This window comes from Amycolatopsis vancoresmycina, assembly GCF_000716785.1.
GTDB classification, from domain to species: domain Bacteria; phylum Actinomycetota; class Actinomycetes; order Mycobacteriales; family Pseudonocardiaceae; genus Amycolatopsis; species Amycolatopsis vancoresmycina.
In genome coordinates this window covers 84089-98785 of record NZ_JNYY01000011.1, presented here as the reverse complement: position 1 = coordinate 98785, position 14697 = coordinate 84089, and the positions used below count along the sequence as shown (strand labels likewise).

Below are 14697 nucleotides of genomic sequence, written 5' to 3'. Positions count from 1 at the left end.
GTCATCCGCAGGCCGGGCAGTCCGGCCGGGGTGAGTCCGGGCCGAGCGCGAAGCTGTCCTGCAGGGTGACGAGGTTGTAGCCGAACTCGCAGTTGGTCCGCACGGCCGGCACCCCGGTGATCAGGCTGAGCGTCAGGTGCGCGGCCAGCTGTCCGGCGACGCCGGCCGTCACGGCGTTGGCGGCGTGCGGCCGGTCGAACCGGGCGGCCGACGGCGACTCGGTCAGCGGCGGCTGCCCGGCACACCGCTCGCGTTCGGCGACGTGCGCGCACTCGTGGCACGGACCGGTCCCCGGCCGGTACACCCCGCAGCTGACCTGCGGTCCGTGGTAGCCGCCGTGCACCCAGGCCGTCCCGGTCGCCACGCACGCCTCGTTGGCCCACGAGCGGATCTCCCCGGGCTGGTCCGCGGCCAGCACCAGCACGTCGAAGCCGGTCGCCAGCGTCCGCAACGCCGCGGGGCCGTCGACGGCGGACCGCTCGCCGGTCACCCGGACCCCGGAGTTGCCCGCGCGCAGCCGCTCGACCGCCGCGTCGACCTTGGCCCGGCCGAGGTCCCGCTCGGTGAACAGGACCTGGCGGTTGAGGTTGGAGAGCTCGACGACGTCGGGCTCGACGCAGTGGACGTGCCCGACGCCGGACAGGACCAGCGTCTGGGCCGCGGTGCAGCCGACGCCGCCGATCCCGACCACCACGACCCGCGCGCCGGCCAGCAGCAGCTGCGTGTCCCAGCTCGTGCGGCGCGGGGTCCGGTCCATCCAGCGGAAGAGGGCCCGGCTCCGGCGGTAGCGCTCCCGCTCCGCCGCGGTCAGCCCGGCGACGGGCGGTTCCGCGGCGTCCTCGACGTACCCCGCCCGGACGAGGTCGCCGACGGCCGTCCTGACGTCGGCCTCGGACCGCGCGGGGTGGCGGTGGACCAGGTCGGCGACGACCTGGTCGGTGGTCCGCGACCCGTCGAGGGCCGCCAGCAGCGCCCACACCCAGCCGTCCGGGTCCGTGATGTCGGCGGCGATGCCCCGCACGATGCCGCCGATCCGGACGCGGTCGTCGCCGTGGCGGACCGGGAGGTGTTCGGGTTTGATCCTCGGACGCCGCATGGCCCCTCCTCGCTAACTCTGCTGGGTGGGGCTGCTGAAGGTCGTTTCCCGGTGCACTTCGATGAACTCGATCATGATTTCGCGCCTCCCTCGGCCGGGTTTTCCCTCGGACACCGCAAGCGTGGAACCCCGTGCTGTCAACGACGTGTCGAGGCCGCCGTCAACCGCGCAGCAAACGGCTGTCAAACGTGACAAATCGAGGTCAGCACAGGTCAGAGCGCTGCGCGGCGCCGACGGGAAATGCCAGAATCAATTGCGCGAGCAGGTGCTACACAGCAATCCCAGGAGGGGGGAAAGCTGGCGGATGGAGATCGCGTTCGGAATTCTCGGGCAGACAACCATGCGCATGCACGGGCAGTTGACCACCCGATGGGGTTCACCCAAGCTGCAGAAAGTGCTGGCGGCGTTGCTGACGCAACCCAAGGTGCGCATGGGGGTGACAACGCTGGTCGAATGGGTGTGGTCGGCCGACGAACGCGAGCCCCAGGATCCGGTGGCCACGTTCCGCACCTACACCGGGCGCATCGGCAAAGCCCTGCGGGAGGCCGGGGTTCCCGCGACCCTGCGCACGGTCGACGGTGCGCTGCTCCTCGACGTCGAACGGACTGCGATCGACTATTTCGCGGCCGGGGAAATGATCGAAACGGCCCGGCGGCACAGCAAAGCGCAGGATCACGAAGCGGCGTGCGATGCGGTCACGACCGCACTCGGCCTGTGGCACGGACAACCGCTCGCGGACCTGACCTCCCAGCGCGCCCGTGACTGGCGCTACGCGGCGGTGCACAACACCTGGCTGCCGGCGAACCAATTGCTGCTGGGCGAGCTGATCGCGCTCGAACGTTTCGAGGCCGCCCTGCGGAAACTCGACGAACTCCAAGGCGAACACCCGACCGACATCGGACTGGCCCGCCGCCGCCTGCAGGTGCTGCGCGAGCTCGACCGGACCGACGACATGGGCGCCTACCACCTCGCGGTCCGGCGGCTCCTCCAGGCCGAGAACGACCAGGCCGCGGCCGACGACCTGCTCAAGTACTACAACGCCTTGACCGCGTCACCCGAACCGGGCAGGCGGACCGGCCCGGGAGCCCGCAGCGCGGCCGAGCGGCTGGCCGCCCTGCCGCACCCGCGGCCGCCGGCCGACCGGCCCGTCGGCGACCGGCCGGGCAGCCTGCTCCCGGCGTTCCGGCCGCGGGGCCGGTCGCTGCTTCCCCCGGCACCGCCGGATTTCGTCGGGCACCAGGATTTGCTGGCGGACCTCGACCGCCTGGCGTGCACCGGCGAGGGCCGGTTCCGCCCCGGCGTCGTCGTCCTGGACGGGCTGGCGGGCATCGGAAAGACGGCGCTGGCCGTGCATTGGGCGCACCGGCAGTACGGCAGCCTGGTCGACACGGCGTTGTACCTGGACCTGCACGGCTTCGACGGCAGCCGCCCGCTGGAAGCCGCCGACGTGGTCGACGCCCTGCTCGATTCGGTCGACGTGCCGATCGCGCGCCTGGCCACGCGGGCGCGGCGCGAGGCGAAGTTACGCGAAATCCTTGCGGGGACGCGCACTTTGGTGGTGCTCGACAACGCCGCGAACTCGGCCCACGTGCTGCCGCTGCTGTTCACGCTGTCTCCGTCACTGCTCCTCGTCACCAGCCGCCAGGGCCTGACCGCGTTGGCGAGCCGGCACGGGGCACGGCACTGTTCGGTGACCCCGCTCGACGACGCGCACGCGGCGGAGCTGCTGGCCGGACGCATCGGCAGGCGAGGCGTGGCGGAACAGGCGGCGCTCACCCGGATCACCGCGTTGTGCGGCGGTCTTCCCCTTGCGCTGCAACTGGTCGCCCACCACATCGAAAGCCGCCGCGGCGCGGCACTGACCGAGTTCGCCGACGAGCTGAGGGACGAGAGCCGCCTGCTCGACATCGGCGACGACGGGGACGACCCGCCCGCGAACGTGCGCGCGGCCTTCTCAGTCACCTACCACGCCCTACCGCCCGAAGCCCGGGAGCTGTTCCGGTTGATCGGCCTGTCCCCGACCCGGGAACTGACGGTGCACGCGGCGGCGGCACTCGCGGGCTCGCCGGTCAAGGAGGTCCAGCACGCCCTCGACGTGCTGGCGGGCACGCACTTCCTGACCCACACGGGGTTTCGGGGTCGCTACCGCATCCACGACCTGCTGCGGGCGTTCGCCCGCGAACTCGCCGAGCAGGTCGACGGGCGGGAGCAGGCCGAGCGCCGGTTGCTGAGTTTCCACCTGCACGCCAGTTACGACGCCGACCGCCTGCTGTTCCCCTTCCGGCCGCCGGTGCCGATGCTGCCGCCGGTGAGCGGCATTCCGTTGGTAGAGCACGCATCCGAGAGTGCGGCGGCGAGTTTCCTGCTGACCGAGCGCACGAACTTTTCGCAACTGGTGCCATGGGCGGCGGAACGGGGATATCACGAGTACGCTTGGCGGATTCCACACAATCTGTATGGTCTATACCGCCGTTATGGTTTTTACAGTGACCTTTACGATACTTATCGGGTAGCCGTTTCGTCGGTTCAATCGGTTGCCGATCTCGAAAGCGAAGGGGCAACTAGAAGCGATTACGGGAAAATCGCCTTCGCTTTGGGTGAGCGAGATTCGGCATTGCAGCAATTCCATCTGGCAGCGGCGCTCGCGCAGAAGACACGGAGCTCGATGGGAATTGCCATTTCCTTGTCGAACCTGGGCGCCTACGAAGCCGAGGTCGGCAATCTCGGGGAAGCCGCCGACCTGTACCGGCGCGCACTGGACCAACTGGCGGGAACGGACGATTCGGGAGCCAAGTCGGCCATCCTCCATCGCTTGGCGGTGACGCTGCGCAGCACCGGCGGGCAGCACGGCGAGGCGCTCGCCCTGTTCCGCAAGGCACTGAGCCTGCGGGAAAGCATCGGCAACGAGCACGGCCAGGCCGAGACACTGGCAGAACTGGCGGCCACCCTGGCCGAACTGCACGAATTCGCCGACGCCTGCTGCCACGGCATGCGTTCCCTGTCGATCATCGAGCGGATTCACGATCTCGAAGTGGGCCCCCGTGCGTGCTGCGTGATGGCTTTCATCCACCAGCGCCAGGCCGAGCACGCAGCAGCGATCGGCTACGCGCGGCAGGCCATTCGCCTGGCGAGGCAAACCCACAACGCGCCGGTCGAGGCCGACGCGCTGCACATCGCCGGCCATGCGCTGCACGACACGGGCCGGGTCGCGGCCGCCGAAGAAGGGTGGCTGACCGCGGCGGCCATCTACGGCGACCTGGGCAACCAAGAACGCGAGGAACACCTCGAAAACGATCTCGCGCACCTGATGAAGCCGCCACCGAGCCCACAAACCTGAAAGTTACTCTGAATTAACCAGCGGCGGGAATGTAGCCGTGTCGACGCATTAAGCGCGACCGCGGTAAGTGAGCACCGAGTCCCCTTCCGAGTTGACCACCCCCGATCGGGCGACACCTGGAAGGCGGTTAAGCTCGCGCATCATCAACTCCGGGTGCAGGTTCCCTACGGATGCCTCACCCAACTAGCGCGAAAGAACTCTGATGCCCAAAGCTTTGTTGGTCGCCGGTCTCGGGCTGGCAGTCTCCGTCGGAGCCGCAGTTCTCGCTCTCGGCCACAAGAACGCCGCGGAAGAACGGCCCGGCGCCGGGGAGGCGACGCACATCGCCGCTCCGACCGAATGCCGCGGCGATTACTGGAATCCCGAGAGGATCGCTGCCTAGGGCAGAAGCGCATTAGCGCTAACTGTCTCAAGGGCCGGGCGTGGGACTGCAACCAAGAAGGGTGCGCCGTCCCCATCGTCCGTTTCGGCGGATCGTCGACCGGCGAGGGTGACAACCCGCGCCGGTCGACGCCAGGGGTGCGCCGGCGGGCGGCATCACGTTCCGACGAATGCCTCCCCCGGCCCGTCCCAGACCGACTCGTCGTCCACGAAGGACCTCAGCAGCGCAGTCAACCCCGGATCCCCCCGCCCGTCGAGCTCGTCCGACGCGATCCGCCGGGCCACCCCCGCCAGGAAATCGGCCATCTGCACCCGCGCATCCGCCCGGGAATCGACGAACCTGACTCCCGCCAGCCGGTGCCCCAACGTGCTCTTGAGCTGCAGGATCCGCTCCGCCGTCAAAGCCAGCTGCTCGTCGTGGACCAGCTCGACCGGGGTGCCGTCCGCGCTCCAGTGGCGGACCGTGTGGATCACCGCCGGCACCAGTGGGTCCAGGGCCGGGACCAGGCCCGGGTCGCTCGCCAGCCGCCTGCGGTACGCCGTCACGCGCCCGGCTCCGCCGCGGAGGCGTCCGATGAGGTCGCCGGCTTCGCCCGGTACCTGCGCCAGCTCGCCGGCCAGTGCGAAGAACTCCTCCGGTGACGCCGTCACGCCGCGGCGGGGGCGCAGCCTCGCGATGCTGGTGAACGCCGTCAGGAAGTACGCCCACCGGGCGGCGCCGAACGCCGCCGGGCCCGTGCGGTGCAGCACGCGGGCCATCTCCTCCGTGCCGTCTTCGGCCAGGAGCGTCACCATGGCCCGGACCGCGAAGAACGTCTTGCCCGTCAGGTGCACGTGGCCGCGGCCGTCCAGCGGGCCGTCCGGGGCGAGGAGCCACTCGAGCACCGCTCGGTGCTTCGCGCGGAGCAGGTGGTTCGCCTTGTATTCCTCGGCCGGTGAGCCGATCCGGGCGCGGATCTCCCGGACGCAGGCGGCCGCCTCCGCCGGCGGCATGCGGACGCCCGCGTGGGCGAACACCGCCGTCTCGCCGCCGAGCAGGTTTTCGCCCTCCGAGCCCGACTCGTCGCAGGCGATCTCGACCGGGCGCACCCACCCGATCGTGCCAGAGGGACCCGGCCGCGGGCGACCGGATTGGCGGACCGGCATCACGGTTGGGCCACGGCGGCTAACGACCGCGGCGGGTCCGGTGACTCGCGGATTGCAGGTGTTCGGAGGAGGTGCCGATGGCCACGAACGAACGACCGGCCCGGCTCGCCCTGACCGCCGCCGTGGCCGTGCTCCTGCTGGGCGCCACGGGAGTGCTTGTCCGGCAACAGGTCTTCGCGACCACCCCGGCCTCGGGGAGCGAGGCGGTGGCGGAGCCGGGCGCCGTGCCGCCGATGACCCGCCGGTTCGGTGGCGGCGTGGACGTCAGCGGCGCGCCGCGGCCGGTGCGGATCCCGGTGCCCGGCGCGCCGCCCGCCGGATTCGCGCCGGTCGTCATCGCCGAGAACGGGACCCGGCTCGTGCCCGCCGCCTACGACGGTGCCACCCGGAGCCTCGTCGCCGAGATCGCGCATCCGGGCGGCTTCTGGGGTGGGCTGCTCGACCTCGCCGCGCTGGGCCGCGAAGCCGAGCCGGCGGCCCAGCCGGACTGCGCCGGGCGCGCGGCGAGCTCCACCGGGGTGACCGTCGACGTCGGCGAGCCGGATCCGCGAGCGCCGGTGTGGGTGTGCGTGACGGTTGAGAGCGGCTCCGCGAACGTCACCCTGACCTCGAATTCGAGGGTGCCCTACCGGATCGTCCTGCCGACGGCGTGGCCCGGGCCGGCCATCCGGACCGCGGCGGCGAGCACGTCCGCCGTGCAGCTGCTCGGCCGCCCGCGGCAGCGCGACCTGCTCTGGCCCGGTGCCGGCGTGACCTACACCGTCCCGATCGGCCGGCTGCCCGCGAGCATCCACGGCCAGGCCGATCCCGGGCCCGCCCTCGGGACGGCGCTCGCCACCGCGGCCCACCGCGCCGCCGCGCTCTTCGGCCTGGCCGGCGGCGCCGGCCCGGCGGCCGGCGTGCTCGCCTGCGCCGCGGACGCCGGCGCCGCCCGGTACACCGCGGACCGGCCCTTCGCCGAGGTCGCCGCCGACGTGTGGGCGGCGCTCGAACCGTGCCACCCGGACGGCGGCGCGGTCGTGCGCCGGCTCGTCGCCGCCGGGATCGGGCCGGTGACGAGCAGCGTCGCCGGAGCGAGCCCGGCCTTCGAGATCCCGGTGACCACCCGCCGCGCCCCACGGTTCACGCAGGTCGTCGAGTACCGGCCGCGGGCCGCGACAGCCCGCGCGACCGGCTCCTGTACGGCGGTGTCCGCGGTGTCCGGCCGCCACGACGCCTACCGCTGCGCGGCCGGCGGTACGACGTACGACCCGTGTTTCGCCACGCCCGGACCGCGGTCGCAGGTCTCCTGCCCGACCTCGGCGACCCGGACCGTCCTGCTGGCCTACGCCGGTGCGCTGCCGTCGCCACCCCAGCCCGGCGGGACGGCCGCCCCCTTCCTGCTCGTGCTGGAGAACGGCGTGCCGTGCACCGCGGCCGCGGCACCGGACGTCCGGTACTCCTGTCCGGACGGCACCGTCCTGCACGGCGAGCCGGACACGTCGAATCCACTGTGGACGATCGAGGGCCGGACGATCGCGAAGGCCTACGCCTAGGCCAGGGTGATCTTGCCGCCGGTGACCGTGATCGGCTTCTTCTCCAGGGGTTTCGCCGCCGGGCCGTTCGCCACCGAGCCGTCGGCGATCTTGAACTTGCTGCCGTGGCACGGGCAGTTGATGGTGCCGCCGGCAACCGTGTCGACCGTGCAGCCCTGGTGGGTGCAGATCGCCGAGAAGGCCGCGAAGGTCCCCGCCGCCGGCTGCGTCACCACCACCTGCTTGTCCGCGAACACCTTGCCGCCGCCGACCGGCACGTCGGCGGCGGCGCCGAGCTCGGTGCCGCCGGGGACCGCGGCCGCCGTCGTCCCGCCCGGACTGCCGCCGTAGGTGCTGCAGCCGGCCGCCAGCCCGGCACCGAGGACCGCGAGCGCCGTCCGGCGCGTCACCGCCGGGTCCACGTCGTCGTTGGGCACTTTTCGTCCTCCGCGGCTAGAAGGTCAGACCGGACTGGGTGAAGAACCACAGCGACGCGCTCAGCCACAGCCCGACCAGCGCGGTGAAGACCAGGCCGCCGAGCAGCGGGAGCGACCACCCGGGCGTGCCGTCCTTGCGCAGCAGCAGCATCTTCGCCACGAACACGCCGTAGAAGAAGCAGCCGAGCAGGGAGTGCAGGAGGACGCGCAGGTCGAACGCCTGGAACCCGAGCGCGTAGAGGCAGTGCATCGCGACCGGGATCGACACGAGGAAGGCCAGCCGTCCCGACCAGCGGTGCACCGGCCCGGCCCACGCGGGCGCGCTGCCGAGCTTGCCGTACATCGCCAGCGCCGAGAGGAGCTGGACGAGGGCGAGCACGACGACGACCGTGGCGAGCCAGGCCTTCACGGACTGCGGACCGGAGAAGCCCGCGATGTTCACCGCGACCCCGGTTGGCGTGTGCAGGCCGCCGTAGACCCCGAGGGCCACCGACACGACGGCGCCGGCCAGCAGCGGCACGACGAGGGCGACCGCGGTGCGGCGGCCCGCTGCCGGGGCGGTCATCAGAACTCCCCGGTTCCGGCCACGCCGCTGATCGGCTCGGCGGTCACCGGGACACCGTCGACGGTCGCGGTGCCGCCGGCCGGGTCGAGCGCCGGGGCGGCCACCGAGCCGTCTTCCGTCGTGAGGAGGCCGACCTGGCTGCCGTCGGACTGCACGATCCAGCCCACCTTTCCCGCCTTGCCCTTGACCTTCGGCGTCGCCCGGTAGAGCCCCGCGGGTTTCTTCGCCACCGGCACGGTGAACTGGTACGTCTTGCCGGCCGCCGTCACGGTCCCGGTGGCCGAAGCAGCGTCGAAACTGCCCGTCAGGCTCGCGTTCGGGGCGCCCCGGAGATCCAGCTTCCCGCCGGTGGTCACGCCCTGGAGCCAGGCTTCGACCTTCTTGCCGTCGCAGACGTACGCGATGGCGTGGCCGTCGCGCGCCGACACCGCGATCGACGCGCCACCGCCGGTCACCCGCCCGGCGTAGTCGGCTCGTGCGGGCACCGCGGGTTTCGGCGGTTCCGCCGCCGTCGTCGTCACCGGTGGTGCGGGTGCCGAGGTGCTCGCGGCGCCCACCGCGCTCGCGTTCCCGGCGACCGGCGCACCGGTCCCCGACGCCACGTCGGCGATCCCGATCCCGCCGGCGAGCACCACACCGGCGAGCAAAGTGAACAACGGCCCCGGATGTTTCATGGTCTTCCCCGCATCTCCCCGGCCCACCACCTGTCCTCGACACGGACGTCGGGCCGAAACGGCTCAACGCTACGCGCGGAAAAGAGGTAATGCTTAGCGTCGGCAACCGGGTGGATCGTGGTTGACTGGCCGCATGCTGCCCTGGGACGGCGAACTCGCCGGCCGGCTCGACCGGCACACGGTGTCCTCCACGCTGCTGCGCGGCAACCCGCTCGGCGATCCGCACGAACGGCCGCTCTGGGTGTACGTGCCGCCGGGCTACGACGACGGCAGCGAGCGGTACCCGGCGGTGTACGTCATCCAGGGCTACACCGGGCACCTGACGATGTGGGCCAACCGGACGCCGTTCCGCCGGCCGTTCGTGGAAACGGCGGACGCCGTCTTCGCCGGCGGCGCACCGGGTTGCGTCGTGGTGTACGTCGACGCGTGGACCGCCTACGGGGGCTCGCAGTTCGTCGATTCGCCGGGCACCGGCCGCTACCACTCGTACCTGTGCGACGAGATCGTGCCGTGGGTCGACGAGCACTACCGGACGCTGCCCGCCCCGGCCTCCCGCGCGATCGCCGGCAAGTCCTCGGGCGGGTTCGGCGCGATGATCACGCCGATGCTGCGCCCTGACCTGTTCGGCGCGCTGGCGACGCACGCGGGCGACTCGCTCTACGAGCTGTGCTACGTCCCCGACTTCGGCAAGGCGGTCCGCGCGCTGCGCGAGTACGACCAGGACATCCAGGCGTGGTGGGCGGACTTCCGGAGCCGTCCGGCGTTCACCCGGCCCGAGGATCCGACGCTGGTGATGCTGCTCGGCGTCTCGGCGTGCTTCTCGGCGCGCGAAGACGGGACGCCGGAGCTGCCGTTCGACCCGCTGACCGGCGCGCTGCGGCCGGAACCGTGGCAGCGCTGGCTGGACTGGGACCCGGTCCGGATGGTGGCGCGCCACGCGGCGGCGGTCCGTTCGCTGCGCGCGGTGTGGATCGACGCGGGCACGAGCGACGAGTACTTCCTCGACCTCGGCGCGGAGGCGTTCCGGGCCGAGGTGGCGGCGGCGGGCCTGCCGGCCGAGCGCGTCCACTTCGAGCTGTTCGACGCCGGGCACGGCGGGATCGACTACCGCTACCCGCTTTCGCTGGCCTGGCTGGCGGAACGGCTGGCCCGGTGACGGTCACCGAAACCGATCTGGCCCTGCCCGGCGGGCGGTCCCTGCGCGTCCACGACACCGGCGGCCCCGCCCGGCTCACCGTCTTCTGGCACCACGGCACGCCCAACACCGGGGCCCCGCCCGGGCCGCTGCTGCCGCTCGCCCGGGAGCTCGGCGTGCGGTTCGTGTCCTTCGACCGGCCCGGTTACCGCTCCTCCACGCCGGTGCCGGGCCGGACCGTCGGGGACGTCGCCGGGTGCGTGGCCGCCGTCGCCGATGCGCTCGGGATCGGGCGGTTCGCGCTGCTCGGGCACTCCGGCGGCGGTTCGCACGCCCTGGCCTGCGCCGCCCTGCTGCCGGAGCGGGTGCTCGCCGTCGCGAGCCTGGCCGCGGTGGCGCCCTTCGACGCGCCCGGGCTCGACTGGTTCGGGGGCATGGCCGCGGCCAGTGCCGCCTCCCTGCGTGCCGCCACCGAAGGGCGCGCTGCCAAGGAAAAGCACGAAGCCGCCGCCGCGTTCGATCCGGACGTCTTCACCGACGCCGACTTCGCCGCGCTCCACGGGCCGTGGTCGTGGCTGAACGAAGTCGTCCGCGCGGCGCTCGCGGACGGGCCCGGCGGGCTGATCGACGACGACCTCGCCTACGTCACGCCGTGGGGCGGCGATCCGGCGTCGATCAGTGCGCCCGTCCTGCTGGTGCACGGCGAAGAGGACCGGATGATCCCCGCCACGCACAGCGCGTGGCTCGCCCGGCGGTGCCCGGACGCCGAGTACCGGCCCTCGCCCGGCGACGGGCACCTCTCCGTGCTGCGCCACGCCGCCGCCACCCTCACCTGGCTCGCCGATCAGGGCAGCAGGAGCAGCGAGGCGACCACCGGCGCCAGGTAGAGCGCCGGGAACACCAGGTGCCCGTACGACCGCGCCCGGGCCACGGTGACGAGCGCGCCGGCGAAGTACAGCACCAGGCCGATCGCCGCCGCGATGCCGATCGGCGGCCAGAACAGGCCGACGAGCAGCCCCGCCGCGCCGGCCGCCTTCGCCGCGCCGAGCCACGGCCACCACGCCTCGGGCACGCCGTACTCGGTGATCGGCTCGACGACCCACTTCGCGCGGGTCAGCATCGAAACGGCCGAGAAGCCGACCCAGGCCGCGGCGGCGACGGTGACGATCAGGTGAGCGGTGGACATCGGAACTCCTCGGGGTTTCGCGAACCCCCGGCCGGGGTCCGTCACCCCCACGACCCCGCGGCCCCGGCCGATGTGACAGCCCGGCCCGTGACGGCCGTCACTCGGCCGCGAAGTGCGCCACGACCATGTCGGCCAGGGCGGTGACGTCGGCGTCGGCCATCGGCTCGCCGGTCATGCCCATCCGGTGCAGCAGGGCACCGACGACGACGTCGACGAAGAAGAGCACCCGCTGCTCCGGCTCGCCGAGCGCGTCCTGGAGCGCGAGCCGGTACGGGTCCTGCAGCCGCGAGGACAGCACCCCGCGCAGGGCCGGATCGCTGACCGCGTCGCTGAACACGCCGGCGAACGCGTCGCCCACCCCGGGTTCGGCGATCTTCGCCGCGCCCCAGCGGATGACCGACGTCAGGACCTCGGCCCGGCTCCCGCCCACGAGCGGCGCCGGGCCGAACGCGTCCAGGAGGACGTCCACGATCAGCTCGCCCTTGGACGGCCAGCGCCGGTAGATCGTCGTCTTGGCGATGCCGGCCGCCGCGGCGATGCGCTCCACGGTCGCCCGCGCGTAGCCGAGTTCGTGGACCGTCCGCAGGGTCGCGGCGAACACCCGGTCGTCGATCCCGGCGCGGGGACGGCCCGGCGGCCGGGCGGGTGCGGAAGGCATGGCGCCACCCTACCGTTTTTCGCTACCGTAGGTTTCGATACCTCAGGTTTCGAAATCAGGGAGCCGACCATGACCCAGGAAACCCGACCGCCGGAGCCGGACTGGCTCGCGATGACGACCGGCGAGCTGATCGCCTACCGCGAGGCGGAGAACCGCTTCCGGGCCTCTGCCGCCGCCCGGGCCGTCACCGGGGAACCGGATCCGGGCGCCCGGATCGAGTGGCGCGAACTGGCATTGCCCGGGCGCGTGCTGCCGGTGCGGGTGCACCGGCCCGCCGGACGGGCGGGCACGCTGCCGCTCGTGGTCCACGTGCACGGCGGCGGGTTCGTGGGCACGGCGGTGCAGAGCGACTGGGTCACCAGCCACCTCGCCGCGCGGCTGCCCGCGGTCGTCGTCTCGGTCGAGCACCGGCTCGTCGCCCCGGACCAGCCGCTCGCGGACGCCGTCGACGACGGCTGGGACACCCTGCGGCACCTCGTGCGCGACGCCGGGCAGTGGGGCGTCGACCCGGCGCGGGCCGCGGTCTTCGGGGAAAGCTGCGGCGGGCTGATCGGCGCGCTGGCCGCGATCCGGGCCCGGGACGCCGGGCTGGCCCTGCGGGCGCAGGTGCTGGTGAACCCCGCGACCGACGTGACGGCGGCGATGTTCGACCACGGCTCGGTCGCCGAACACGCCCAGACCCCCACGCTGAGCGTGCCGGTGCTGCGCCTGATCCAGCGGCTCGCCGGCCCCGGCACCCGGGCGCTTTCCCCGGTGCACGCCGACGACCTGGGCGGGCTGGCCCCGGCGCTGGTGGTGGTGCCGACCCACGATCCGCTGGCCGACCACGGCCGCCGCTACGCCGAGCGGCTCGCCGCGGCGGGCACCCCGGCACGGCTGGCCGAGCACCCCGGCGCGGGGCACGCGTTCCTCAGCCTGCCGGGCCTGGCACCGCAGGCCGAGGCCGCGCGGGCGGAGATCCTCGCGTTCCTCCGGACCTCCTTCGCCGCATGACCGGGCCGGCCATCGACGGCGAGGCACTGGACGGCGTCGCGGCCACCTGCCTGTGGACGCTGCGCAACCGCGCCGAAGAGTCGCGGCACCCCGGCTCGGCGTTCACCGACCCGCTGGCCGAACACCTCCACCAGCGGATCTCCTACGACTACGGGCGGTTCGGCAAACCGGACCAGATCCACCCGCTGCGAGCGGCGGCGCTGGACCTCGCGCTCCGCGCCTACCTGGCCCGGCATCCGGCCGCGACCGTCGTCGCCCTCGGCGAGGGCCTGCAGACCACCTACTGGCGGCTGGGCCGGCCCGGCGTCGACTGGCTGTCGGTGGACCTGCCGCCGGTGATCGACCTACGCCGGCGCCTGCTGCCCCCGGAACCGCGGATGACGGCGATCGCGGCCTCGGCGCTGGACCGCGGCTGGCTGGCCGGGCCCGATCCGGCGCGGGGCGTGTTCATCTCGGCCGAGGGGCTGTTCATGTACCTCGAACGCGCCGACGTGCTCGCCCTGATCGCCGACTGCGCGGCGCGGTTCCCCGGCGGGCAGCTGTTCTTCGACTCGATCCCGCCGTGGCTCAGCCGCCGGACGTTGCGGAGCGGGCCGCGGGGGCGCCCCCCGTCTTCCACGCTACCGGACGGCACCGACAATTCCGGCCTGCGCCTGTCCGCGCGCTACACCGTGCCGCCGATGCCGTTCGGCTTGACCGTCTCCGAAGCCGGCCGCGTGCTCGGGCGCATCCCCGGCGTGGCCGCCGTCGAAGACGTGCAGCCGCCGCCCGGGCGCGGGGCGTGGCGGCCGGGCGCCCTGCGCCGGCTCGCGGACCTGCCGGGGCTGCGCGACCTGCGTCCGTCGATCACGCTGGTGAGTTTCGCCGAGAGAGGGTGACCCGCGGTGCCGCGCCGGCCCGGCGCGGCACCACTTCGTCCACTGTGGATCAGCGGGCCGGCAGCAGCGGCAGGAGTTCCTGGTGGCGGCCGGGACGGCGCAGCACCGGCGAGCCCGGCTCGTGCGGGTCCACCGCGCCCGCGCGCAACGCGGTCAGGAACCGCACGACCTCCCGCGCCGGCGGCAGGACGTCCGCGCCGCCGAGGTAGGCGAGCACGATCATCTCCTCGCCGCACGACGCCTCGACCGCGGCCGCCCAGCCGTGCACCTCGTCCCAGAGCAGGGCCACGTCGCGCTCGGGGAACCGCCGCAGCCGCCAGTCCACCGCCACGTAGGCCGAAACCGGGACGTCGACGTCCACGGTGCACGACTCGAAGCCGAAGCCGAGCGCACGCGCCACTTCGCCCAGATACGCGCGCAGGCCACGCTGGAACCAGAATTCGAGATCGGTGTCGATCAGGGCGGACACCTGTTTCCTTTCGCCACATTCGACAAGAACGGCGACGGCCGCCGTGTCATTGTCTTTCACCACCACGGCGGACGCCGCGGCTCGTCCGTCGACCGTACCGACTTCGCCGACTTCGGCCCACCGCCGGACGTTCCCTGTTGCGGGTTCGTGCACCGACACAGCCGTCTGCACGTGCAATAGTCCGATGTGGACGATCAAATGCGCAGGTGACGCCGTTTTCCGCCCCAT

General features: G+C 72.9%; 14 protein-coding genes. 6 read left to right on the top strand and 8 right to left on the bottom strand.

The window, feature by feature from the left end; genetic code table 11:
* Position 1: 1 nt before the first annotated feature.
* On the bottom strand, positions 2–1096 hold the full coding sequence (locus OO60_RS26105; RefSeq protein ID WP_003082534.1) for a HesA/MoeB/ThiF family protein: 1095 nt from the start codon (positions 1094–1096) through the stop codon (positions 2–4).
* Between the two features lie 25 nt (positions 1097–1121).
* Here OO60_RS26105 and OO60_RS26100 point away from each other — a divergent pair, with 25 nt between their 5' ends.
* Positions 1122–4433, top strand: coding sequence for an AfsR/SARP family transcriptional regulator (locus OO60_RS26100; RefSeq protein WP_081911259.1), 3312 nt, complete (start codon positions 1122–1124; stop codon positions 4431–4433).
* A 537-nt stretch (positions 4434–4970) separates the two neighbouring features.
* Here OO60_RS26100 and OO60_RS46950 read toward each other — a convergent pair.
* Positions 4971–5903: a DUF3800 domain-containing protein gene (locus tag OO60_RS46950; protein ID WP_003082536.1), complete on the bottom strand. Its 933-nt coding sequence runs from the start codon at positions 5901–5903 to the stop codon at positions 4971–4973.
* A gap of 134 nt (positions 5904–6037) precedes the next feature.
* On the opposite strand from OO60_RS46950, the gene OO60_RS26090 reads away from it, so the two are divergent.
* On the top strand, positions 6038–7495 hold the full coding sequence (locus tag OO60_RS26090; protein ID WP_033262257.1) for a hypothetical protein: 1458 nt from the start codon (positions 6038–6040) through the stop codon (positions 7493–7495).
* Here OO60_RS26090 and OO60_RS26085 read toward each other — a convergent pair.
* Genes OO60_RS26085 through OO60_RS26075 form a run of 3 tightly spaced genes read right to left on the bottom strand, consistent with a single transcriptional unit; the run spans position 7492 to position 9150 of the window.
* Positions 7492–7911 carry a Rieske (2Fe-2S) protein gene (locus tag OO60_RS26085; protein ID WP_033262256.1) on the bottom strand — a complete coding sequence of 140 codons (420 nt, stop codon included), beginning with the start codon at positions 7909–7911 and terminating at the stop codon, positions 7492–7494. The two genes, OO60_RS26090 and OO60_RS26085, sit on opposite strands and share 4 nt — an antisense overlap.
* A 16-nt stretch (positions 7912–7927) precedes the next feature.
* Positions 7928–8476 carry a DUF6529 family protein gene (locus OO60_RS26080; protein ID WP_004561162.1) on the bottom strand — a complete coding sequence of 183 codons (549 nt, stop codon included), beginning with the start codon at positions 8474–8476 and terminating at the stop codon, positions 7928–7930.
* Entirely contained in the window at positions 8476–9150 is a 675-nt protein-coding gene (locus tag OO60_RS26075) for a hypothetical protein (protein WP_033262255.1), read from the bottom strand. Before OO60_RS26075 ends, OO60_RS26080 begins: the two co-directional genes overlap by 1 nt.
* Before the next feature lie 133 nt (positions 9151–9283).
* Between OO60_RS26075 and OO60_RS26070 the strand changes: the two genes are divergently transcribed.
* Together OO60_RS26070 and OO60_RS26065 are read left to right on the top strand one after the other, a co-directional pair.
* The gene (locus tag OO60_RS26070) at positions 9284–10306 is read left to right on the top strand and encodes an alpha/beta hydrolase (RefSeq protein WP_004561164.1); all 1023 of its coding nucleotides are present in this window, start codon (positions 9284–9286) and stop codon (positions 10304–10306) included.
* On the top strand, positions 10303–11172 hold the full coding sequence (locus OO60_RS26065; protein ID WP_004561165.1) for an alpha/beta fold hydrolase: 870 nt from the start codon (positions 10303–10305) through the stop codon (positions 11170–11172). The genes OO60_RS26070 and OO60_RS26065 overlap by 4 nt, the downstream gene beginning before the upstream one ends.
* On the opposite strand, the gene OO60_RS26060 is transcribed toward OO60_RS26065, so the two are convergent.
* Both OO60_RS26060 and OO60_RS26055 read right to left on the bottom strand, forming a co-directional pair.
* A complete protein-coding gene (locus tag OO60_RS26060; protein ID WP_004561166.1) occupies positions 11130–11471 on the bottom strand; it encodes a DoxX family protein in 342 nt (113 codons plus the stop codon). The two genes, OO60_RS26065 and OO60_RS26060, sit on opposite strands and share 43 nt — an antisense overlap.
* A gap of 97 nt (positions 11472–11568) precedes the next feature.
* Positions 11569–12129: a TetR/AcrR family transcriptional regulator gene (locus OO60_RS26055; protein ID WP_033262254.1), complete on the bottom strand. Its 561-nt coding sequence runs from the start codon at positions 12127–12129 to the stop codon at positions 11569–11571.
* A gap of 69 nt (positions 12130–12198) precedes the next feature.
* Between OO60_RS26055 and OO60_RS26050 the strand changes: the two genes are divergently transcribed.
* Together OO60_RS26050 and OO60_RS26045 are read left to right on the top strand one after the other, a co-directional pair.
* A complete protein-coding gene (locus tag OO60_RS26050; RefSeq protein ID WP_033262253.1) occupies positions 12199–13122 on the top strand; it encodes an alpha/beta hydrolase in 924 nt (307 codons plus the stop codon).
* On the top strand, positions 13119–14000 hold the full coding sequence (locus OO60_RS26045; protein WP_033262252.1) for a class I SAM-dependent methyltransferase: 882 nt from the start codon (positions 13119–13121) through the stop codon (positions 13998–14000). The genes OO60_RS26050 and OO60_RS26045 overlap by 4 nt, the downstream gene beginning before the upstream one ends.
* 49 nt (positions 14001–14049) lie before the next feature.
* Here OO60_RS26045 and OO60_RS26040 read toward each other — a convergent pair whose 3' ends face one another.
* On the bottom strand, positions 14050–14469 hold the full coding sequence (locus OO60_RS26040) for a DUF6292 family protein (RefSeq protein ID WP_004560751.1): 420 nt from the start codon (positions 14467–14469) through the stop codon (positions 14050–14052).
* Between the last annotated feature and the right edge of the window lie 228 nt (positions 14470–14697).